Origin of the sequence: Streptomyces sp. NBC_01089, from assembly GCF_045162975.1 — a bacterium.
Classification (GTDB): domain Bacteria; phylum Actinomycetota; class Actinomycetes; order Streptomycetales; family Streptomycetaceae; genus Streptomyces.
On sequence record NZ_CP108660.1, the window covers coordinates 5,485,887 to 5,506,055 of the forward strand.

At 72.5% G+C, this 20,169-nt stretch carries 19 protein-coding genes and 1 tRNA gene; 16 read left to right on the top strand and 4 right to left on the bottom strand.

Going from position 1 to position 20,169, the window contains the following annotated elements; all coding sequences use genetic code 11:
- The first annotated feature begins 259 nt into the window (after positions 1-259).
- Entirely contained in the window at positions 260-937 is a 678-nt protein-coding gene (locus OG510_RS24700; RefSeq protein WP_406139643.1) for a TetR/AcrR family transcriptional regulator, read from the top strand.
- A gap of 35 nt (positions 938-972) precedes the next feature.
- Here the strand turns inward: OG510_RS24700 and OG510_RS24705 are convergent, their stop codons facing one another.
- Positions 973-1,437, bottom strand: a complete 465-nt coding sequence (locus tag OG510_RS24705) for a heme-degrading domain-containing protein (RefSeq protein WP_406142525.1) — start codon at positions 1,435-1,437, stop codon at positions 973-975.
- Between the two features lie 80 nt (positions 1,438-1,517).
- Positions 1,518-2,609, bottom strand: coding sequence for a Gfo/Idh/MocA family oxidoreductase (locus tag OG510_RS24710; protein WP_406139644.1), 1,092 nt, complete (start codon positions 2,607-2,609; stop codon positions 1,518-1,520).
- A 56-nt stretch (positions 2,610-2,665) separates the two neighbouring features.
- Between OG510_RS24710 and OG510_RS24715 the strand changes: the two genes are divergently transcribed.
- The 10 genes from OG510_RS24715 (at position 2,666) to OG510_RS24760 (ending at position 13,494) form a co-directional block, all read left to right on the top strand.
- Positions 2,666-3,976 (top strand): ROK family transcriptional regulator, encoded by a 1,311-nt coding sequence (locus OG510_RS24715; protein WP_406139645.1) that lies wholly within the window; start codon positions 2,666-2,668, stop codon positions 3,974-3,976.
- A 150-nt stretch (positions 3,977-4,126) separates the two neighbouring features.
- Positions 4,127-5,038 carry a hypothetical protein gene (locus OG510_RS24720; protein WP_406139647.1) on the top strand — a complete coding sequence of 304 codons (912 nt, stop codon included), beginning with the start codon at positions 4,127-4,129 and terminating at the stop codon, positions 5,036-5,038.
- A gap of 63 nt (positions 5,039-5,101) precedes the next feature.
- Complete coding sequence (locus OG510_RS24725) at positions 5,102-5,863, top strand: GntR family transcriptional regulator (protein ID WP_406139648.1); 762 nt, start codon at positions 5,102-5,104, stop codon at positions 5,861-5,863.
- A 173-nt stretch (positions 5,864-6,036) separates the two neighbouring features.
- A complete protein-coding gene (locus OG510_RS24730; protein WP_406139650.1) occupies positions 6,037-7,158 on the top strand; it encodes a TIGR03364 family FAD-dependent oxidoreductase in 1,122 nt (373 codons plus the stop codon).
- Positions 7,152-7,847 carry a phosphonatase-like hydrolase gene (locus OG510_RS24735; protein WP_406139651.1) on the top strand — a complete coding sequence of 232 codons (696 nt, stop codon included), beginning with the start codon at positions 7,152-7,154 and terminating at the stop codon, positions 7,845-7,847. Before OG510_RS24730 ends, OG510_RS24735 begins: the two co-directional genes overlap by 7 nt.
- Positions 7,844-9,022: an ABC transporter ATP-binding protein gene (locus OG510_RS24740; RefSeq protein ID WP_406139653.1), complete on the top strand. Its 1,179-nt coding sequence runs from the start codon at positions 7,844-7,846 to the stop codon at positions 9,020-9,022. The genes OG510_RS24735 and OG510_RS24740 overlap by 4 nt, the downstream gene beginning before the upstream one ends.
- Positions 9,015-9,890: a 2-aminoethylphosphonate ABC transporter permease subunit gene (locus OG510_RS24745; RefSeq protein WP_406139655.1), complete on the top strand. Its 876-nt coding sequence runs from the start codon at positions 9,015-9,017 to the stop codon at positions 9,888-9,890. Before OG510_RS24740 ends, OG510_RS24745 begins: the two co-directional genes overlap by 8 nt.
- Positions 9,877-10,674: an ABC transporter permease gene (locus OG510_RS24750; protein ID WP_406139656.1), complete on the top strand. Its 798-nt coding sequence runs from the start codon at positions 9,877-9,879 to the stop codon at positions 10,672-10,674. Before OG510_RS24745 ends, OG510_RS24750 begins: the two co-directional genes overlap by 14 nt.
- Positions 10,675-10,727: 53 nt before the next feature.
- Positions 10,728-11,789, top strand: a complete 1,062-nt coding sequence (locus OG510_RS24755; protein WP_406139658.1) for a 2-aminoethylphosphonate ABC transporter substrate-binding protein — start codon at positions 10,728-10,730, stop codon at positions 11,787-11,789.
- A gap of 211 nt (positions 11,790-12,000) precedes the next feature.
- The gene (locus tag OG510_RS24760; protein WP_406139659.1) at positions 12,001-13,494 is read left to right on the top strand and encodes an alkaline phosphatase family protein; all 1,494 of its coding nucleotides are present in this window, start codon (positions 12,001-12,003) and stop codon (positions 13,492-13,494) included.
- Between the two features lie 64 nt (positions 13,495-13,558).
- Here OG510_RS24760 and OG510_RS24765 read toward each other — a convergent pair whose 3' ends face one another.
- Complete coding sequence (locus OG510_RS24765) at positions 13,559-14,338, bottom strand: HAD-IIA family hydrolase (RefSeq protein ID WP_164266259.1); 780 nt, start codon at positions 14,336-14,338, stop codon at positions 13,559-13,561.
- Positions 14,339-14,565: 227 nt separating this feature from the next.
- Between OG510_RS24765 and OG510_RS24770 the strand changes: the two genes are divergently transcribed.
- Together OG510_RS24770 and OG510_RS24775 are read left to right on the top strand one after the other, a co-directional pair.
- Positions 14,566-15,108: a hypothetical protein gene (locus tag OG510_RS24770; RefSeq protein WP_406139661.1), complete on the top strand. Its 543-nt coding sequence runs from the start codon at positions 14,566-14,568 to the stop codon at positions 15,106-15,108.
- A 1-nt stretch (position 15,109) separates the two neighbouring features.
- Positions 15,110-15,778, top strand: a complete 669-nt coding sequence (locus OG510_RS24775; protein WP_164266261.1) for a class F sortase — start codon at positions 15,110-15,112, stop codon at positions 15,776-15,778.
- Positions 15,779-16,115: 337 nt separating this feature from the next.
- On the opposite strand, the gene OG510_RS24780 is transcribed toward OG510_RS24775, so the two are convergent.
- A tRNA-Lys gene (locus OG510_RS24780) sits at positions 16,116-16,189 on the bottom strand.
- Between the two features lie 176 nt (positions 16,190-16,365).
- Between OG510_RS24780 and OG510_RS24785 the strand changes: the two genes are divergently transcribed.
- The 3 genes from OG510_RS24785 to OG510_RS24795 all read left to right on the top strand — a co-directional run bounded on the left by OG510_RS24785 (position 16,366) and on the right by OG510_RS24795 (position 20,130).
- Complete coding sequence (locus OG510_RS24785) at positions 16,366-17,883, top strand: peptidoglycan-binding protein (RefSeq protein ID WP_406139663.1); 1,518 nt, start codon at positions 16,366-16,368, stop codon at positions 17,881-17,883.
- 320 nt (positions 17,884-18,203) lie between these two features.
- Positions 18,204-19,403 (top strand): SPFH domain-containing protein, encoded by a 1,200-nt coding sequence (locus tag OG510_RS24790; RefSeq protein ID WP_406139664.1) that lies wholly within the window; start codon positions 18,204-18,206, stop codon positions 19,401-19,403.
- Positions 19,404-19,530: 127 nt separating this feature from the next.
- Positions 19,531-20,130: a lytic polysaccharide monooxygenase gene (locus OG510_RS24795; RefSeq protein WP_164264794.1), complete on the top strand. Its 600-nt coding sequence runs from the start codon at positions 19,531-19,533 to the stop codon at positions 20,128-20,130.
- Positions 20,131-20,169 lie beyond the last annotated feature (39 nt).

The window sequence follows — 20,169 nt, forward strand, 5'->3', positions numbered from 1 at the left end:
CGCATCACGTGGCGCGTATCGCGTGGCGGCGGGGCGGGCTCGGGCTCGGGCCGTTCCCGCCGCATATCGGGACCGGGGGGACCGGGTAGGTCTGTCTGCGGGCCGGTGGCTGTCCACCGGCCCGCAGTGGCTGCTCCCGGCGGCCCCCGGCCGGGGCTGTGCTGTGGTCCCGGTCCGGGCCCCGTTCTCCTGGTCCTGGTCTCGGTCTCGGGCGGGGGAGCCCCGTCGATATCGTGGTCCTCATGATGAAGGAGCGCCGATGACCAGCACGGGTGCCGAAGGGAAGGCGGCGGCAGCCCCTCGCCGTACCAGGACGAGCAAGGCGGCGTCGCTCTCGCACGCCGCCTGCGAGGTGTTCGGGCGGGACGGTTACACGCGCGCGAGCATCGACACGATCGCCGCCGAGGCCGGCGCCTCCACCCGCACGCTCTACAACCACTTCCCCGGCGGGAAGGAAGAGCTCTTCCGTACGGTGGTGCAGTGGAGCTCCGGACAGATGCGGGACGCTCAACTGGCCCTGCTGGACAGATATCTGGACGTCCACCGGCTGCCGCAGGCGGCGGATCTGGAGCGGGATCTGCTCGCGCTCGCCCGTGCCTGGGTCGGCCTGATGGCGGAGTTCCGCAACCACTTCTCGCTGGTGCGCCACATCTACGCGGAGGCCGGGCATTTCCCCCCGGAGGTCCTGGACGCCTGGCAGGAGGCGGGGCCGCGAGCGGTGGGGCGGCAGTTCGCCGTCGTGATGGCCGCGCTGGACGCGGCGGAGCTGATCGACGTACGCGATGATCCGGCCCAGGCAGCCGCGCACTTCATGGCGCTGACGTCGACCGACATCGTGAACCGGTCGTACTGGGGCATCAGCCCGCTGCCTCCGGGGGAGGCCGACCGGATCACGGCGGTCGGGGTGCAGGTCTTCCTGCGGGCGTACGGACGCTGACCCGGGCCACGGGCTCCCGCGTCGGCAGTTGCCTGTCAGTGCCCGGGCGCGAGGAAGCACGTCAGTGCCTCCACGACCAGGGCGTGGTCATCGGCCTGCGGCAGGCCCGAGACCGTGACGGCCCCGACGACACCGGCGCCCGCGACCGTCAGCGGGAACGAACCGCCGTGCGCCGCATACCGGTCAGGATCCAGCCGGGACGCGTCGTCGAACGTCGTCCCCTTGGCACGGAACCGCGCGCCGACCAGCAGCGAACTCGCCCCGTACCGCTCCACGACCCGGCGTTTGCGCGCGATCCAGGCGTCGTTGTCGGCGCTCGACCCCGGCAGCGCGCAGTGGAACAGCTGCTGTGCGCCGCGCCTGATGTCGATCGCCACCGGAGCGCCGCGCTCCCGGGCGAGCCGGGCCAGCAGGGTGCCCAGCTCCCATGCGTCGTACGGGCCGAACTGCCGCAGCACCAGGCGGCGTTCCTGCTCCTCCAGCTCCGCGACCCCGGGCAGCGCGGGCCGTGCGGGTGGCGCGGGTGGTCCGGTCGGTACGGGCTGTGCGGTCGGTACGGGCCGTGCGGGCCGGTCGGCGCTCACAGCTGCACCGTGACGCCGTCGCGTGCGGACGTCCGCGCTGCCTCGATGACCTCCAGCGTCGCCGCCGCCTGCTCCGCCGTGACCGGCGGCTGCCCGCCCTCGCGCAGGGCCTTCGTGATACCCGCGTAGTACGCCGGGTAGTCGCCGGGCAGAGTCGGTACGGGGGAACCGCCGCCCGTCAGCGGCGACTCGCCCGCACCGACGCGGCCCCAGAGCGACTCGGGCTCCTCGCCCCAGTGCGCCGTGGTCGCGGGGCGCGCGCCCGCGCGCAGGGCCGCCTCCTGCGGGTCGAGCCCGTGCTTCACATAGCCGGCCGCCGAGCCGAGCACCCGGAAGCGCGGGCCCAGTTGGGCGGTGGTGGCGGAGGCGTACAGATGGGAACGGACGCCGTTCGCATGGGTGATCGCGAGGAAGGTGTCGTCGTCGGCGCGTGCGCCGGGCCGGCGGGCGTCCGACTCCGCGTACACCCGGACCGCCGGGCCGAAGAGCACCAGCGCCTGGTCGACGATGTGGCTGCCCAGGTCGTAGAGGAGCCCGCCGATCTCCGACGGGTCGCCGGACTCGCGCCAGCCGCCCTTGAGCTGCGGGCGCCACCGCTCGAAGCGGGACTCGAAGCGCTGGATGTCGCCCAGCCGGCCGTCGGCGATGAGCTTCCGCAAGGTCAGGAAGTCGTTGTCCCAGCGGCGGTTCTGGAAGACGGAGAGCAGCAGCCCGCGCCCGGCGGCGAGCGCGGCCAGCTCGCGGGCCTCGGCGGCCGTGCCCGCGAGGGGCTTGTCCACGACGACCGGCAGTCCGGCCGTGAGCGCTGCGGTCGCGAGCGGCACATGGGTCCGGTTCGGGGACGCGATCACGACCAGGTCGAGCTCGTCCGCGTACGACGCCTGCGACCAGAGGTCATCCGGGGCGTCGGCGAACCGGACGCCGGGGAACTCGGCGCGTGCCTGCTCCCTGCGCTCCTCGTTCGAGGTGACGATCGTGTCGAGAACCAGGCCGTCGGTGGCCGAGATCAGCGGTGCGTGGAAGACGGAACCCGCGAGGCCGTAGCCGACGAGTCCGACGCGGAGCGGGGCTGCAGTCGTGCGATCCATGCATCCCACTTAAGCAACGCTGTTGCCAAAGTGCAAGCGTGCCGCACAATGGGGGCGTGAACAGGAGCGACTCCGCCGGGTCCGGCGCCAATCTGCCCGCGCTGCGCAGCCATAACGCGGCGCTCGTGCTCGAACTGCTGCGTACGGCGGGGGAGGCCGGCATCAGCCGTATCGAGCTCGCCGGGCGCACCGGGCTCACCCCGCAGGCCGTCAGCAAGATCACCGCCAGGCTGCGGGCGGACGGTTTCGCGGCGGAGGCGGGCCACCGGGCCTCGACGGGCGGCAAGCCCCGCACGGTGCTGCGGCTGGTGCCGGGCGCTGCGCACGCGGTCGGGCTGCATCTGGACCGTGACCGGGTGAGCGCGGTGCTGGTGGACCTGGCGGGAACGGTCGTCGCCGTCCGGAGCGCGGAACTGGACTTCGGGGCGGGCGCGGACGCGGTCGTCGGGCCGGCGGCCGCAGTGGTCACCGGGGCGGTGACGGATGCGGCGACGGGGGCGGCAGTCGCGGACGCGGCGACGGGAGCGGTGCCCCGGGCGGTGGTCGCGGACGCGGCGAGGGGTGCGGCGACGGGGGCGGTGTCCCGGGCGGCAGTTGGCGATGTGGTTGCCGATGCGGCGACCGGGGCGGTGGCCGGAAGCGCCGCAGTCGGTCCCGCCCCCTCCAGTGTCCGGCCGGCCGTGCTCGGGGTCGGGGTCGCGGCGCCAGGCCCCCTCGACCACGACACCGGGGTGCTGCGCCGGGTCACCGGATTCCCGCAGTGGGACGGCTATCCGCTGCGCGACGCACTGGCGGAACGGCTCGGCCTGCCCGTCGTCCTCGACAAGGACACCAACGCGGCCGCCCTCGGCCTGGCCCTGCGCGGCCCCGGCGACTCGTTCGCGTATCTGCATCTGGGCACCGGGCTGGGCGCCGGTCTGGTGCTCGGGGGCACGCTCTACCGGGGGCCGCGCACCGGCGCGGGGGAGTTCGGGCACCAGACCGTGCAGCTCGACGGACCGCTGTGCGGCTGCGGCGGCCGGGGCTGTGTCGAGGCGCTCTGCCTGGCGGCCGTCGCCGCAGACGACCCCGCGGGGGCCGCGCGCTTCCTCGGTGTCGGCGCGGCCAACCTCGTACGGCTGCTCGACGTCGACCGGGTGCTGCTCGGCGGCCGTACGGTCGACGCCGCACCGGACGTCTTCGTACGGGGTGTCGCCGCCGTACTCGCCGAACGGGCCCGGCACGGAGGCGGCGGGGAGCCGGTCCCCGTGGAGGCCGCCGGTGGCGGGCGGCGGCTCGTCGCCGAGGGGGCGGCGCAGCTGGCCCTGGCCCCCGTGTTCGGCCACTTCGGGCGGGCGGCGGTGCCGTTCAACGCCCGTCGGACCTGATGTCGGGCCTGATGTCGGATGACCATGGGCTGATCGGGCGGGGGAGCGGAGGGCATTCGGCGGTACGCGGTCGTGGCGGGCCCGGCCGGGCGGTGCGGGTGCGGTTCGGTGTACGGAGCCCGGACCTACGCGATCAGCAAAGGCGTCCCCATGCGACTGCGCAGTGCCCTCGCCACCGGGGCGGCCCCCGCCGCCACCTCGGCTCTGGCCTCCTTGCTGCTGCTCACGGCCGCTCCGCCGGCGATGGCGCAGGATGTCATGGCGCACGCCGCCGGTGCCGCGCCTGTCTGTGCGGGGCGGGACGCCTCCGCCTTCCCCGTCGAGGCCCGGATCCACGGCGGCCCGGCCTCGTATGTGCCCGGCGCCGCCCCCGGCACCTGGTCGCTGGAACTGACCAACACGTCCGGCAGTGCCTGCCGCGACATCCACCCCGTCGTCGTCATCGTCGACCGGGGCCGGGAACTGCGGGACCGGCAGATCCTGCTGGAGTTCCGCGACCCGGCCGCCGCACACCGCTGGCGTTCCGTGCCCTTCACGACCACCGACGAGGACGAGCACATCGGCCCGTTCGGTGACGAAACCGACAAGGACGGAACCGACAAGGACGAAACCGACAAGGCAGGGTTCGACGTTCCGGCGGGCCGGACCGTCTCCGTGCCCGTCCGGCTGGCGTTCGCGGACGACACGACGCCGGACGACATCACCGCCGACGCCGCCGTCGTCCGGCGCCACGGCGACGACGGTGACTGGGTCGGGGACTCCGGCGACTACCGCTTCACCGTCACCGCCACCCCGTCCGCCGGCCCGTCCGCCGACCCCACCGGCACGGACGCTCCGGGCGAGCGCGTCCCCGGCCGGGAGCACAACGGGGACATCGGGGGCCGGATCGGTGTCGGCCCCGAAGTCGGACCCCGTAACGGCGCCCACCGCTTCGCCGGTGAGCTCGCCAGGACCGGCTCGCACCGGCTGCGCACCCTGGGCGCCATCGCCTGCACCTGTGTCCTGCTGGGCGCCGCCCTGGTCGTGGGATCGCGGCGCCCGAGAATGCAGCGCCGCCGGTAGGGCCCCTCCGGCCATGCCACCGCCGGGGCGGGCCCGTTCACCCGGATCTGGGACCATCACCCGGTGGACTACCCGCACAGCCAGGCACCTGGCGCACCGATCCGCTCCGGCATCCCGGAGCACGGCCGCATCCCCAAGTACTACGCGGTCAAGGCTCATGTCTCGCTGCTGATGGAGGAGTTGGGCGAGGGCGAGGCGCTGCCCACCGAGCGCGATCTGGCCGTACGGTACGAGGTGTCGCGCGAGACCGTACGGCAGGCGCTGCGCGAACTGGTCCTGGAGGGGCGGCTGCGACGGCAGGGGCGGGGGACCGTCGTCGCGGGCCCCAAGCTCGAACAGCCGCTGTCGCTGGCGAGTTACACCGAAGGCGTACGCCGTCAGGGCCGCACCCCGGGGCGCCATCTCATCTCGCTCGACCGATTCCCCTGCCCCGACGCCCTCGCCGCCGAGACCGGGCTCGGCCGGGGTGAGCCGGTCTGGCATCTGGAGCGGGTCCTGCTCGCGGACGACGAGCGGGTCGGCCTGGAGAGCACCTATGTCGCCGTGGCCCGAGTCCCCACCCTGGAGAGCGAGTTCGACCCCGACTCCTCCTTCTACAGCTTCCTCCGCGACCGGCTGGGCATCGGCTTCGGCGACGCCGACGAGCGGATCGAGACGGTCCTGGCCACCCCGCGTGAGGCGCTGCTCATCGGGACACCGCCGGCGCTGCCGATGCTGCTGATCCACCGGGTCTCGCGCGATACGGACGGGCTGCCGCTGGAACGCGTAAGGACGCTCTTCCGGGGCGACCGGTTCAGCTTCACCGCCCGCCTCGCACCGGGCTGACGTACCCGCCTAGCACCGGGCTCGCACCGGGCTGAGCCCGGATCCGGGCCGCGCACCGGTAACCACGAAGGTCGCGAAAACGTAACGGGTCTAGTCCAGTCTTGTGGGGCTGTTCACCGTGCCGTTGCCTCCGGGTCGGTGCCGGGCCACCCGCTGCCAGCAGCGTTGCCGTCGTGAGAGTCATCGTCGTAGGAGCCGGCGTGGTGGGAACCATGCACGCCTGGCACGCAGTGGAACGCGGCCACGAGGTCGTACAGATCGAGCGGGAGACCGAGGCGCGGGGCGCCTCGCTCCGTAACTTCGGGCAGGTGTGGGTCAGCGGGCGGGCCGGCGGGGAGGAGCTGGCCACCGCGCTGCGCGCCCGGGAGCTGTGGGAGGAGATCGGGAAGCGGGTGCCGGGCGTCGGCTTCCGCGCCACCGGCTCGCTCACCCCCGTGAGGAACGGGCTGGAACGGGACGTCGCCGAGGCCGCGCTGCGGCGCGACGACGCGGCGGCGCGCGGCTACCGGCTGCTGACCCCGCAGGAGGCGCGGGAGATCAACCCGGCTCTGCGCGGTGGGTTCGAAGCGGCCCTGTGGTGCGGGCAGGACGCGGCCGTGGAGCCGCGCACCGCCCAGCTGGAGCTGAAGAAGGCCCTGCTGGCATCCGGGAATTACCGCTACCTCGGCGGCCGGGAGGTCCGTGAGGTCGTCGGCGCCGGCTCGGTGCGCGACGACCACGGCGATGTGCACACCGGCGACGCCGTCGTCCTCTGCACCGGCGCCGCGCTCGGCGGCCTGGTCCGCGAGCTGGCCCCCGGACTGCCGGTCCGCCGGGTCCGTCTCCAGATGATGCAGACCGAGCCGCTCGGCGAACGCCTCACCACGTCCGTGGCCGACGCCGACTCCTTCCGCTACTACCCGGCGTACGCGTCCGACGCCCTCGACGTGCTCAACGCGCGGCAGGCCCAGGACCCGGTGGCCGCGGCGCACCGGATGCAGCTGCTGATGGTGCAGCGCGCGGACGGCGGGCTGACCATCGGCGACACCCATGAGTACGAGCACCCCTTCGCCTTCGACGTACGCGAAGAGCCCTACGAGCACGTCGCCCGCGTCGCCGAGTCCTTCCTCGGGCGGCCGCTGCCGAAGATCCGCCACCGCTGGGCCGGGGTGTACGCGCAGTGCACCGACACCACCCGTGTCGTCCACCGCGAGCAGGTGAGCGACGGCGTGTGGCTGGTCACCGGGCCCGGCGGGCGCGGGATGACCTGTTCCCCGGCGATAGCCGAAAAGACCGCGAACGACCTCGGATGGTGAGTGAGTTGACCGTGCACAAGCCGATCAATCTGGTAGTGCTCGACATGGCGGGCACCACCGTCGCCGACGGCGGTCTCGTCGAGCGGGCCTTCGCCGCCGCGGTGCGGCGGATGGGCGCCGAGCCCGATGCGATGCTCGGCCATGTCCGGGCCACCATGGGCGAGTCGAAGATCTCCGTCTTCCGGCACCTCTTCGGCGACGAGGAGAAGGCCGGGCAGGCCAACACCGCCTTCGAGGAGGCGTACGGGGAGCTGGTCGGCGCCGGGCACATCGCACCCGTTCCCGGTGCGCGCGAAGCCATCGAGCGGATGCGGGACGAGGGCAGGACCGTGGTCCTGAGCACCGGTTTCGCCCGGGCCACCCAGGACGCGATCCTCGCCGCGCTCGGCTGGCAGGACCTGGTCGAGCTGACCCTCTGCCCGGCCGACGCGGGCGGCCGCGGGCGGCCCTACCCGGACATGGTGCTCGCCGCCTTCCTGCGGACCCGGGCCGTGGACGGGGTGGACCGGCTCGCGGTCGCGGGCGACACCTCGTACGACATGCTCAGCGGCGTACGGTCCGGGGCCCGGGTCGTGGCCGGTGTCCTCACCGGTGCCCATGACCGGGGGCAGCTGGAGCAGCACGGCGCCACCCACGTCCTGGACTCGGTCGCCGGACTGCCGGAGCTGCTGGCCCGGGTGGAGATATGACCAGCGGGATCCGCTTCGAGGGGGTCTCCGTCGCGTACGGGGGGAACACCGTCCTGGACTCGCTGGACCTGACCGTCGAGCCCGGTGAGGTGATGGCCCTGCTCGGCCCCTCGGGATCGGGCAAGACCACCGCGCTGCGTGCCGTCGCCGGATTCGTCCGGCCCGTCGCCGGGCGGGTGCTCATCGGCGGCCGCGATGTGACCCTGCTGCCCCCGCACCGGCGCGGTGTCGGCATGGTCGTCCAGCAGTACGCGCTCTTCCCGCACATGCGGGTCGAGGACAACGTCGCCTTCGGGCTGCGCGCGCAGAAGGTCCCCAGGAGCGAGATCCCGCGGCGCGTCGCCGAAGCGCTCGGGATGACGGGCATGGCCGCCTACGCCACGCGCTACCCGCGCGAACTCTCCGGCGGCCAGCAGCAGCGCGTAGCCATCGCACGGGCCCTGGCCATCAGGCCGGGGGTGCTCCTTCTCGACGAGCCGCTCTCCGCGCTCGACGCCCAGCTGCGTTCCGGGATGCTGGCCGAACTCGCCCGGCTGCACCGGGAGTTGCCCGATGTGTCGATCCTGTACGTCACCCACGACCAGGTCGAGGCGCTCACCCTGGCCGACCGTATCGCCGTCATGGACCGGGCCCGCCTCCAGGACTGCGGCACCCCGCAGGAGCTGTACAGGCGCCCCCGCACCGAGTTCACCGCGTCCTTCGTCGGCAACGCCAATCTGCTGCCGGTGACGGTACGGAGCACCGGTACCGGCTCCGACGGGGGCGCCGTGGTCTCCTTCGCCGGTACGGAAGTGACCGTGACCGGCGCGGACGGCGCGGCCGACGGTGCCACGGCCACCCTGTGCGTACGCCCGCACCTGGTCGGGCTCGGCGAAGGGCCGAACGCCCTGCGCGGCAGGATCACCGAGGTCCAGTGGCGCGGCTCCACCCACCGGCTGCTGGTCGATGTGGACGGCCACACGGTCAAGGCCGATGTGCGGGAACTGCGCGAGACCCCGGCGCTCGGCGACGCGATGACACTGCACTTCGCCGCTGACGACGCGGTGCTGCTCACCGCGGGCATGGCGCCGGGCGGAACGGGGGCCGGGGTCCCGTCGGGCGCGGCCCCCGGTACCGCCGCCCCCGACGGGACCCCGGTACCCGTGAACGCCGCGGCGGGAGCATCCGATGGCTAGCGCCACCGCGGTCGCTCCCGACGCCGACCTCACGCCCACCGGGCGCCGTTCACTGCCCCGCCGGCTCTGGGCGCTGCCGCCCGTGGCCGTGCTCGCGCTCGCCTTCCTCTACCCCCTGGCCCTCGTCGTCCAGCAGTCCTTCACCCCCGACACCGGCGGCACATCCGTCGCCCCGTACACCCAGGTCTTCGCGTCCGACGCCTTCCGGCAGGCGCTGACGACGACCGTCTGGCTGGCCGTCGCCTCCACCGTCGGCTGTCTCGTCCTCGGGTTCGCGCTCGCCCTGGTGATCGCCTTCGTGCCCTTCCCCGGAGGGAAGGCGGTCGCCCGGTTCATCGATGTCTTCCTCTCCTTCCCGTCCTTCCTGATCACGCTCGCGCTGCTCTTCGTGTACGGCTCGGCCGGCATGGCCAACGGGGCGTGGACGGATGTGACCGGCGCGCGGCAGGGGCCGTTCCAGTTCCTCAGCACACCGTGGGGCGTACTCCTCGCGGAGATCACCTACTTCACGCCGTTCGTGATGCGGCCGCTGCTCGCGGCCTTCTCCCAACTGGACACCGGGCAGCTGGAAGTGGCCTCGTCGCTGGGGGCGGGCCCGGCCCGGATCGTACGGCGGATCATCCTGCCCGAGGCGCTGCCCGCGCTCGCCGCCGGCGGGAGTCTCGTCCTGGTGATGTGCCTCAACGAGTTCGGCATCGTGCTCTTCACCGGCGCCAAGGGTGTGACGACCCTGCCGATGCTCGTGTACGGCAAGGCGATCCTCGAATCCGACTACCCGGCCGCGTGCGTGGTCGCCGTCGTCAATGTGGCGATCTCCGTCGGGCTCTACTCCCTCTACCGGATGGTGGCCCGCCGTGCTGGTGCATAGCCGTACGGGCAAGTGGACCACCTGGGTCCTCTTCTTCGCCCTCTTCCTGCCCCTGTTCGCCCTGCCGCTCCTGGTGATCCTGCTGGCCTCGTTCGCCACCACCTGGTCGGGGGCGCTGCCCTCGGGGGCGACCGTGAGCCATTACGCGGCCGCCACCAGCGGGGACTCCCTGCAGGCCCTGACCACGAGCCTGGTCACCGCCGTCAGCGCGAGCGTGCTCGCACTGACCGTCGGGACCTGGGCGGCGCTCGCCGGGGCCGCCCTGAACAAGCGCGGACGGCGCTTCATGGACGCGCTGTTCATGCTGCCGGTCGCGGTGCCGTCGGTGGTCGTGGGCCTCGCCGTGCTGGTGGCGTTCAGCAAGCCGCCGGTGCTGCTCAACGGCACCTCGACGATCGTGATCCTGGCGCACACCATTCTGGTCACCGCCTTCGCCCACCAGTCGGTCGCGGCTGCCATCCGGCGCCTCGACCCGGTGTACGAGCAGGCCGCGGCCTCGCTGGGGGCCCGCCCCTCGTACGTCCTGTGGCGGGTCAGGCTGCCGCTGCTGCTGCCGTCCCTGACCGCGGCGGCCGGGCTCTGCTTCGCCCTGTCGATGGGGGAGCTGAGCGCCACGATGATGCTCTACCCGCCCGACTGGACCCCGCTTCCCGTCCAGATCTTCGCGGCCACCGACCGGGGCTCGCTCTTCACGGGCGCGGCGGTCGCCGTGGTCCTCATGGCGGCGACGCTGCTGGTGCTGTCCGGGGTCTCCCGCATCAGGACCAGGGCGTCCTACCGCTGAACCGCCGCTGGAACCAGACCGACCGATCCGACCTTCAGGAGACACGAAACGCCATGCGCCACCCCATCAAGCCGTTCGCCGCCGTCGCCGGGGCCCTGGTCCTCGCGGGCTCCCTCTCCGCCTGCGGCGGTACGTCCGCCGCGTCCGATGCCAAGGTCGTCACCGTCTACAGCGCCGACGGCCTCAAGGGCGAGAACAACGACGGCTGGTACGACCGGGTCTTCCAGGACTTCGAGAAGCAGACGGGCATCAAGGTCAAGTACGTGGAGGGCGGTTCGGGCGAGATCGTGCAGCGCGCGGTCCGCGAGAAGTCCAACACCCAGGCCGACGTGCTCGTCACACTCCCGCCCTTCATCCAGCAGGCCGACACCAAGGGGCTGCTCCAGAAGTACGCGCCCAAGGGCTCGGCGCAGGTCGCGCCCGCCGACAAGGGGGCCGACGGCACCTGGACCTCGGTCGTCAACAACTACTTCGGCTTCGTCTACAACAAGAAGCAGCTGAAGACCGCCCCCACCACCTGGGACGAGCTGCTCGGCTCCCGGTACAAGAACAAGCTCCAGTACTCGACGCCCGGCGTCGCGGGAGACGGCACCGCCGTCCTCATCAAGGCGATGCACGACTTCGGCTCCAAGAAGGCGGCCATGGCGTACCTGGGGAAGCTCCAGGCGAACAACGTCGGCCCGTCCGCCTCGACGGGCAAGCTCGCACCGAAGGTGGACAAGGGCGAGATCCTCGCCGCCAACGGGGATGTCCAGATGAACTACGCGCAGTCCAAGACCATGCCGGACCTCGGCATCTGGTTCCCCGCGAAGGCCGGCGGCTCCAGGCCGACCACCTTCGCGCTGCCGTACGCGGCCGGTCTGGTCAGCAAGGCGCCGCACTCCGCGAACGGCAGGAAGCTGCTGGACTTCATGCTGGCCGCGCAGGCCCAGAAGCAGGTCAGTGAGATCGGCGGCGGCTTCTCGTCCCGCCAGGACATCAAGGCCACCGACGCCGACGCGACCGCGCTGAGCGCGCTGATGAAGGGCGTCGACGTCTTCGCGCCCGACTGGGACGACATCTCCAGGAACCTCACCTCGTACGTCGAGGACTGGAAGTCCGCCACCCACAGCTGACCCGCCCACAGCCGACCCGCCCACAGCCGACCCACCGGCCGCCCGGCCCGGCCGCCCGGCCGCGGTGGGCGAGAACGTCACCGCACGCCCCTGGCCCCCGGCGGTCCATTGCGAAAAGATAACGGGTCTAGTCCACTCGTCAACGCCCCTGCCCGGCAGGGGCGTTGAACCGACCCCATCCGCAACACCCCACCCCTCACCGGAGGATCACGTGTCTTCGCAGCTGTCGCGCCGCTCCCTCCTCATCGGCGCCGCCTCCCTCGCCGTCGCGGCGGGCCCTCTCGCCCAGGTCGCCCGCGCCGTGGACAGAAAGCCCAAGGTCCTGGTCATCGGCCTGGACGGCACCCTGCTCAGCAAGACCGAAGTGGCGGACGCCCCGCACATCAAGGCGCTGCGGGCGGCAGGGCTGACCGCGGCCAGCCCGCTGTACGCCGCACCCTTCGCCCCCACGCTCTCCGGGCCCGGCTGGTCGACGATCATCACCGGCGTCTGGCCCGACAAGCACAAGGTCATGGACAACACCTTCGCCGGGCAGAACTTCGCCCAGTACCCGGACTTCCTGACCCGCGTCGAGAACGCCAGGCCCGCGCTCGGCACCTACGCCATCGCGTCGTGGAACCCGATCACCACCACGGTCTTCTCCCCGAAGGTGGACACCCGGGTCAACACCCCGAGCGCCGAGTACGACACCGGCACCACCTCACGGCTGGTGAGCCAACTCGCCACCGGCGACTCCGACGCGCACTTCGTCCAGCTCGACGGCGTGGACGAGGCGGGCCACGAACACGGCGCCGCCAGCCAGGAGTACCTGGACGCGATCCACGCCGTGGACACCTCGGTCGGACAGTTCGTCGCCGCGATCGAGTCCCGCCCGGCGTACGCGTCGGAGAACTGGCTCATCATGGTCACCGCCGACCACGGCCACACCGACCCCGGCGGCCACGGCGGCTCCAGCTGGCAGGAGCGCCAGACCTTCCTGATAGCGCGGGGCGCCGGGATCAGCGCCGGCTCGACGCGGTACGACATCCGGATGCCGGACGTCGCCGCCTCCGCGCTCGCCCACCTCGGTATCGCCATCGACCCCGCCTGGGGCCTCGACGGCAGGCCGCTCCAGCAGCCGGGCGACGACGCGTTCGACGCGCTGCGCCCCCGGCTGACCGGACCGGTCGACGAGAGCGGCATCGGGGCCGGCGTCATCGGCTTCACGCACACACCGCCGCCCGGCTGGTCGGTGGACAACTCCGCGATGGGCACCGGCGGGGTCACCGAGTGGCGCGGCTGGTCCTTCACCACCGACGAGTTCTGGACGAAGGCCGAGCCCGACCAGCAGCGCGAGTCCAACGTCAGGGCGCGCGGCGTCTTCGCGGTCGCCGACGGCGACGAGTGGTCCGACAAGTCCTTCACCGGGACCTTCGACTCGACCCTGATCAGCCCGGCCTACCCGGTGCGGGGCGGACGCCCGGCGACCCTCACGTACACGACGTACTACCGCCAGGAGGCCCCGCAGCGCGGCGAGGTGCTGGTCAGCTATGACGGCGCGGCCCCGGTGAGCGTGAGGACGTACACCGCGGACACCTCGTCCCGCGTCGAGAACCTCACGCTCCAGGTCCCGGCCGGGGCCACCAGTGCCCAGGTGCGGTTCCGCTACACCGGGGGCAACAACTGGTTCTGGACGGTCGACGGGGTCGGCGTCACCGCGGGGTGACGCGGGCCGGAGGCGTCCGGCGGCACGCGGTGGTGCGGCCGGCGCCCCCGGCGGCGGGTCCGGGTCAGATGAGGTCGACCAGGTCGGCGATGGAGTCCACGACCGTCGTCGGCCGGTACGGGTAGCGGCCGACGTCCTCCTTGTTCGTCAGGCCGGTGAGCACCAGGAAGGTCTCCATCCCGGCCTCGAGACCCGCCAGTACGTCGGTGTCCATCCGGTCGCCGATCATCGCGGAGCTCTCGGAGTGGGCGCCGATCGCGTTGAGCCCGGTGCGCATCATCAGCGGGTTGGGCTTGCCCACGAAGTACGGGTCCTTGCCGGTCGCCTTGGTGATCAGGGCGGCCACCGAGCCCGTTGCGGGCAGAGCGCCCTCCGGCGAAGGGCCGGTGTTGTCGGGGTTGGTGGCGATGAAGCGCGCACCGTTGTTGATCAGCCGGATGGCCCTGGTCAGCGCCTCGAACGAGTAGGTCCTGGTCTCCCCGAGGATCACGAAGTCCGGGTCGGCGTCCGTCAGGATGTATCCGGCGTCGTGCAGGGCCGTGGTCAGCCCGGCCTCGCCGATGACGTACGCGGTGCCGCCCGGGTGCTGGTTGTCGAGGAACTTGGCGGTCGCGAGGGCGGAGGTCCAGATGTTCTGCACCGGCACTTCGAGGCCGATCCGCTGCAGCCGGGCGTGCAGATCGCGCGGGGTGTAGATCGAGTTGTTGGTGAGCACGAGGAACGGCTTGCCGGTGTCCCGCAGCTTCTTGATGAAGGCATCGGCTCCCGGCACGGGGACGCCCTCGTGCATCAGTACGCCATCCATGTCCGTGAGCCACGATTCGATGGGCTTGCGCTCTGTCATGCGGGCTGGCTCCTGGCGGCTCGGCGTGATGGTCACCGGAGATCCGAAGAGTACGGGGGCTCCGAGGCGGCCATCCTATTCACGCCGGTCGGGTGGCCGGAATGGGCCGCCTCCGGCAGCCGTACCGACGGCCGTCCCGACAGCCGCGCCACCTTCGGACGTATGTACGGCTTCCCGGGATGCGGGATGGTCCGGGAGACGGCAACCTTCGTAACAGGAGGTTCACCATGCGTCTGATATCCATCACTCTCTGTGCCGCAGCGGCGGCCGCGACTGCCCTCTTCCCCGCAGCCGCGATCGCGGCCCCGGCCGAAGGGACCTCGGGGACGGTCACGGTCAGCCCGTCCGTCATCGCCCCCGGTGAGGAGGTGGACCTCAGAGTGAGCTGCACGAGCGGCAAACCGTACGGCAGGTCCGACGCCTTCGACTCGCAGGCCCAGTTCTCACCCGCGGCTGACCGCGGCTCCATGTACGCCGAGGCGCGGATCCGTACCGACGCCCAGGCCAAGGACTACACGGTCCAGGTCAAGTGCGGGCGCACCACCGTCACCGGCACGATCACCGTGGTCCGGGAAGGCGGCGACCACCACCGCCCCACGCCGCTGGTCACCCCGACCGCCCCGGTCCACGCGGGGGGCGGCGCCACGGCCACGATGGCCGACAGGGAAGCGGCCCCGGGCTCCGGGCACACCGTCGTCGGCCTGGTGCTCGCGGGCATCGCCGCCGTAGCGGTGGCCGGTCGCAGCGTCCGGCGCCGGCGCAGCAACTGACATGTCTTCCGAGGGCTCGTCATCGGGCAGCGGACGGCTGCTGACCGGGGTCGCCTGGGCCGTACTGCTGCTCGGGCTGTGGCTCTGGGGCCGCCAGATCACCGAAGGTCCCGAGGGCAGCTCGGGGCCGAAGACCGGCGATGTGGCCGCGGTGGGCCGCCCGCTCGGCGTCACGCTGCCACCGGCCCACGACCCGCTCACGGGCGTGCGGCCGCAGCGGGTGCAGATCCCCTCGGTCGGGATCAACGCCCCGATCGTGCCCCGCGGGCTCGACTCCCACGGCGCGGTCGACCCGCCGCCGTTCGCGGCACCGGACGAGGTCGGCTGGTTCGGCGGCGGTGCCCGCCCCGGGGCCGCCGGGGCCGCCCTGCTCGTCGGCCATGTCGACACGAACACCAGGAAAGCGGTCTTCTACGGCCTGAGTGCGGTCCGGCCGGGCGAGAAGGTGCGGGTGACGGGCTCCGACGGCACGGTCAGCGAGTTCACCATCGACGATGTCCAGGTCTTCCAGCGCAGCCACTTCAACGCGAAGAAGGTCTACGGGGAGCGGGTGAAGGGGCGCGCGGAGCTGCGGCTGATCACCTGCGGCGGCTCGTTCGACCGTACGACCCGGGCATACAGCGCGAATGTGGTCGTATCGGCCTACCTCACGGGTGTGCCCAAGGCGTGAGCGGGCGGGGTGCGAGGCCGGCCCTGTCCGGCCCGTCCGGCCTCCGTGACCTGTTTGATCTACTCGGCCGCATTATTTTGCCGGACCCGCCCGGTACACCGCGGGGATTCACCGGAGGGGCGCCCGACCGGGCGCCCCTCCGGTCTGCTGTGCGCTGCGGGCGCCGGCGTGGGGGTGCGCGGCGCGGCGGCTTCCGGCCGCAACTCCCTTTCCCTGTACGCGAGATGAAGCGGCCGGGGTGCGGGGGCCGGGGCGCGCGCGAGGGGGAGTGGTGAGCGGGAGCGGTGAGGGAACGACCGAAGCCCCCCACGGTGAGGTGGGGGGCTTCGGTCTCGCGTGCGCCGCCAGGGACTCGAACCCCGGACCCGCTGATTAAGAGTCAGCTGCTCTAACCAACTGAGCTAGCGGCGCCTGCTGACCTGGAGAACTTTACCGGACCGGCACCGGTGCTCCGAACCTTACGGTGGGTCATATGTTCGTTTTCTCCCTATTCATCCCGTCAAAATGCGATTCGTGCGCTTAGTTGCGAAGCTGACGATCGTGCAGATGCGCCTGTGCGCAACGTCAACGACGCGGAGGGGACACGTATGACGGTTCCGGTCTTCGAGGAGTACGAACCGGCGAGCGACTGCGGATGTGCGGGGTGTGCCGAGTGGCGCCGGTCGGGCTCCCACACCCTCTCGCTGCGGGAGGGCGGTCACCCGGCGGCCCACGGCGCGCGGCGCGCGCTGGTGCTGGCGACCGCGGCCGGGGTGGTACTCGGCGGGGGAACGGCGGCGGCGGCCGCCCCGGGCCCCGGCGGGCAGGGCGGCGGGCAGGGGCAGGAGCCGGCCGCCGCGCCCGTCGCCCCCACGAAACTGCCCGCCACCACCCGGGCGGCGATCATCAGCCGCGCCAAGAAGTGGGTGGGGGCCAAGGTCCCGTACCGCATGGACAAGAACTGGACGGACGGGTACCGGCAGGACTGCTCGGGCTTCGTCTCGATGGCCTGGGGGCTGGACGGCAGCGAATGGACGGGAAACCTGGCCCAGTACGGGGTGCGGATAGACAAGGGCGATCTCCAGCCCGGCGACATCCTGCTGTTCCACAACCCGGCGAACCCCAACAAGGGCTCCCATGTCACCATCTTCGGCGGCTGGACCAACTCGGCCCACACCTCCTACCTGGCGTACGAGCAGACGCAGCCGCACACCCGGGTGCAGTCGACCCCGTACGCCTACTGGGCCAACTCCAGCCGCTACGTGCCCTATCGCTACAAGGGGCTGAAGACGGCGACCGGTGGTTCGCAGCCTGCCATCGCCTTCCCCGGGAAGAAGTCCTTCGGCAAGGGCGCGAAGAACGCGAACGTGACCCGGCTCGGCCGGATGCTCGTCGCACGCGGCGGCGGTCGCTTCTACCGGCAGGGGCCCGGTCCGGCCTGGGGTGACGCCGACCGCAGGGCCACCCAGGCGTTCCAGCGGGCGCAGGGGTGGACCGGCTCGGACGCGGACGGGCTGCCGGGGCCGACCACCTGGAGCCTGCTGGTGAAGGGTGGCGGCAAGAACATCCCGGCGGCGGGGAAGGGGGCTGCTGCCGGTGCCACTGCCACTGCCACTGCCACTGCCGGGACCGGTGCCGGTGCCGGGGTCAGTGCCAGTGGCAGCGCCACTGCCGGGGCTGCTTCTGCGGCTGCTGCTGGGAGCGGTGGGGCGGTGAAGCCCGGTGGGGTCAAGGGCGGTGCGGACACGGCCGGTTCGGGCAGTCGGGCCGGTGCCACGGGAGCTACCGGCGCCGCTGGTGGCGCGGCCAGGCCCGCCAGTACGAGCGGCCCGGCCAGGCCCGCCGGTCCCGGTGGCCCGGCCCGGCCCGCCGGTGGTGCGCCGAGTGCCACTGCCTTTCCCGGTGCCGGGTTCTTCAGGCCGGGGCGGTCCAGTGCCCACGTGGAGCAGCTCGGCAGGCAGCTGGTGAAGAAGGGCTTCGGCAAGTACTACACGACCGGTCCCGGACCCCGGTGGTCAGAGGCGGACCGACGCAATGTCCAGGCGTTCCAGCGGGCCCAGGGATGGACCGGCGCGGCGGCCGACGGATACCCCGGCCCCGAGACATGGAGGCGACTCTTCGCATGACCGAGACGACAGCAGCAGCCGGCGGACACGCCGAGCTCAGGGGGCCGGACGGACCGGACGGACCGGCGGGACCGGCGGGACCGGAGGGACTGGACCGCGCGGACCGACCGGGCGGGGTGGACGGGGTGGACGGACCGGCGGGAGCGGCAGGGCCGACCGGGGCGCACGGGGCGCACGGCCCGGCCGGGGCAGAGGGGTTGGCCGGAGCCGCCGGAACTGCCGGACTCGACGGAGTCACCGGAACTGCCCGTGCCGCCGGAACTGCCGGAACTGCCGGAACTGCCGGATCCGGTGGCCGGGTCGGCGGTCCCGTGGGGGCGGTGGTGGCCGATTCCGCCGAGCGGGCCGAGCAGACCTGGTTCGGAGGCCCCGCGCAGGGCCGCCCGACCCTGCGCAGGACCGCGGTGATCATGAATGAGGCCACCACCGAGATCCCGGTTCATCTGCTGTTCCGGGACGATCCGCCCGCGCCCGGGGCAGCCGGTGCCGGTGCCGGCGCCGGTGCCGCCCGGACGGTCGGCCGCCCGGCGGGGTACTCGGGAGGCCGACCGGGGCCGAAGCGGCAGCTGCCCCGGACGGACAGCCGTATCCAGCGCGCCGTCCGGCCCGTGCCGACCGCCGACCCCGGGCTCGCCGAGCGCCCAAGTCCCGCGCTGTCCGGTGCCGTCGCGCTGCTCGGCGGCGCCCTCGCGCTCACCGCCTTCGCGGTCGTGCTGTGGAGGGCGGGGGCGGTCCCGGCGCCGCTGGCCGCGCTGTTGCGGCTGGACACCGTGCCGTACGACGGGATCGGGCCTGAGGCCGGTGCGGTGCTCGCCGTGCTCGGTGCGCTGGCGCTCCTCGCCTTCGGCGGGCTCGGGCGCGGCCGGGTCGGCCACGCGTGGGTCCTGTCGCTCTTCGGTGACTACCGGGGAAGTGTGCGGCGGACCGGGCTCGTGTGGACGAGCCCGCTGATGCTGCGCCGCCGGGTCGACGTACGGCTGAGGCACTGGCGCAGCGAGCCGCTGCCCGCCGTCGACGCCGACGGTACGGCGCTGCGCGTGGTCGTCCTGGTGGTGTGGCGGATCAAGGACACGGCGCGGGCCGCGTACGCGGTGGAGGACCACGAGGCGTATCTCTGCGAGCAGGTGGAGGCGGCGACGGCCCGGGTGCTCTCGCAGCTGCCGGCCGACGCCTTCCACGAGGACGGGCCGACCCTGCGCGACAGCGAAGCGGTGGGGGACTCGCTGACCCGGATGCTCAAGGCGGAGACGTTCCCGGTGGGTATCGAGGTCTTCTCGGCCCAGCCGACCAGGATCGACTACGCCCCGGAGATCGCCGGAGCGCTCCAGCGCAGCCGGGTGGCCGCGCTCGACGCCCGGCACCGGGCCACCGTGCTGACCTCGGTGGTGGACGCGGTGGACGACACGGTGACCCGGCTGACCGCGCGTGGGCTCGTCGAACTGGACGTCTATGAACGCAACGCGCTCGTCAGGGATCTGACGGTCGCCTTCTACTCGGGACGCGGCGGCACGCTTTCCTGACGCTCCTCCTCGAATTGGTTCAGACCTGTGTTTGATATGGACACGGCGAACTACCGTCCATACCCTGGGGCTTGGTCTAGACCGCAGCTCGGCACGCAGAACTTTCCCGAGTTCCGAGGAGTGCAGCATGCGCAAGAGAATAGGTGCGGCCGTGGTCGGCCTCGCCGTGGCGGGCGTCTCCCTGCTCGCCACCGGCAGCGCCAGCAGCCACGGGTACACCGACCAGCCCATCAGCCGTCAGAAGCTCTGTGCCAACGGCACCGTCACCAACTGCGGTGCCATCCAGTACGAACCGCAGAGCGTCGAGGCCCCCAAGGGGTTCCCCGGCGCGGGACCCGCCGACGGCAAGATCTGCTCCGGCGCGCACGACGACTTCGCCCAGCTCGACGGGGCGCAGGCGCCGGACGGCGGGGCCTGGCCGACGACCAAGCTCACCGGCGGCCAGGCGTACACCTTCCGCTGGCAGTTCACCGCCCGGCACGCCACGACCGACTTCGAGTACTTCATCACCAAGAACGGCTGGGACGACTCCAAGCCGCTCACCCGGGCCGACCTCGAACCGCAGCCGTTCATGACGGTGCCGTACGGCGGCCAGCAGCCGCCCGGAACCGTCTCCCAGCAGGGCACCATCCCCACCCAGAAGACCGGCCACCACATGATCCTGGCCGTGTGGAACATCGCCGACACGGGCAACGCGTTCTACGCCTGCTCGGACGTCAGCTTCTGACCGCTCATTTCTGACCGTTCATTTCTGACGGGCGGTCAG

What these genes read in the sequence shown, in the direction of transcription:
- OG510_RS24700 (WP_406139643.1), top strand. Translation starts at nt 260, where the DNA reads ATGACCAGCACGGGTGCCGAAGGGAAGGCGGCGGCAGCCCCTCGCCGT.
- OG510_RS24710 (WP_406139644.1), bottom strand. Translation starts at nt 2,609, where the DNA reads ATGGATCGCACGACTGCAGCCCCGCTCCGCGTCGGACTCGTCGGCTAC.
- OG510_RS24720 (WP_406139647.1), top strand. Translation starts at nt 4,127, where the DNA reads ATGCGACTGCGCAGTGCCCTCGCCACCGGGGCGGCCCCCGCCGCCACC.
- OG510_RS24735 (WP_406139651.1), top strand. Translation starts at nt 7,152, where the DNA reads ATGGTGAGTGAGTTGACCGTGCACAAGCCGATCAATCTGGTAGTGCTC.
- OG510_RS24740 (WP_406139653.1), top strand. Translation starts at nt 7,844, where the DNA reads ATGACCAGCGGGATCCGCTTCGAGGGGGTCTCCGTCGCGTACGGGGGG.
- OG510_RS24745 (WP_406139655.1), top strand. Translation starts at nt 9,015, where the DNA reads ATGGCTAGCGCCACCGCGGTCGCTCCCGACGCCGACCTCACGCCCACC.
- OG510_RS24755 (WP_406139658.1), top strand. Translation starts at nt 10,728, where the DNA reads ATGCGCCACCCCATCAAGCCGTTCGCCGCCGTCGCCGGGGCCCTGGTC.
- OG510_RS24765 (WP_164266259.1), bottom strand. Translation starts at nt 14,338, where the DNA reads ATGACAGAGCGCAAGCCCATCGAATCGTGGCTCACGGACATGGATGGC.
- OG510_RS24770 (WP_406139661.1), top strand. Translation starts at nt 14,566, where the DNA reads ATGCGTCTGATATCCATCACTCTCTGTGCCGCAGCGGCGGCCGCGACT.
- OG510_RS24775 (WP_164266261.1), top strand. Translation starts at nt 15,110, where the DNA reads ATGTCTTCCGAGGGCTCGTCATCGGGCAGCGGACGGCTGCTGACCGGG.
- OG510_RS24785 (WP_406139663.1), top strand. Translation starts at nt 16,366, where the DNA reads ATGACGGTTCCGGTCTTCGAGGAGTACGAACCGGCGAGCGACTGCGGA.
- OG510_RS24795 (WP_164264794.1), top strand. Translation starts at nt 19,531, where the DNA reads ATGCGCAAGAGAATAGGTGCGGCCGTGGTCGGCCTCGCCGTGGCGGGC.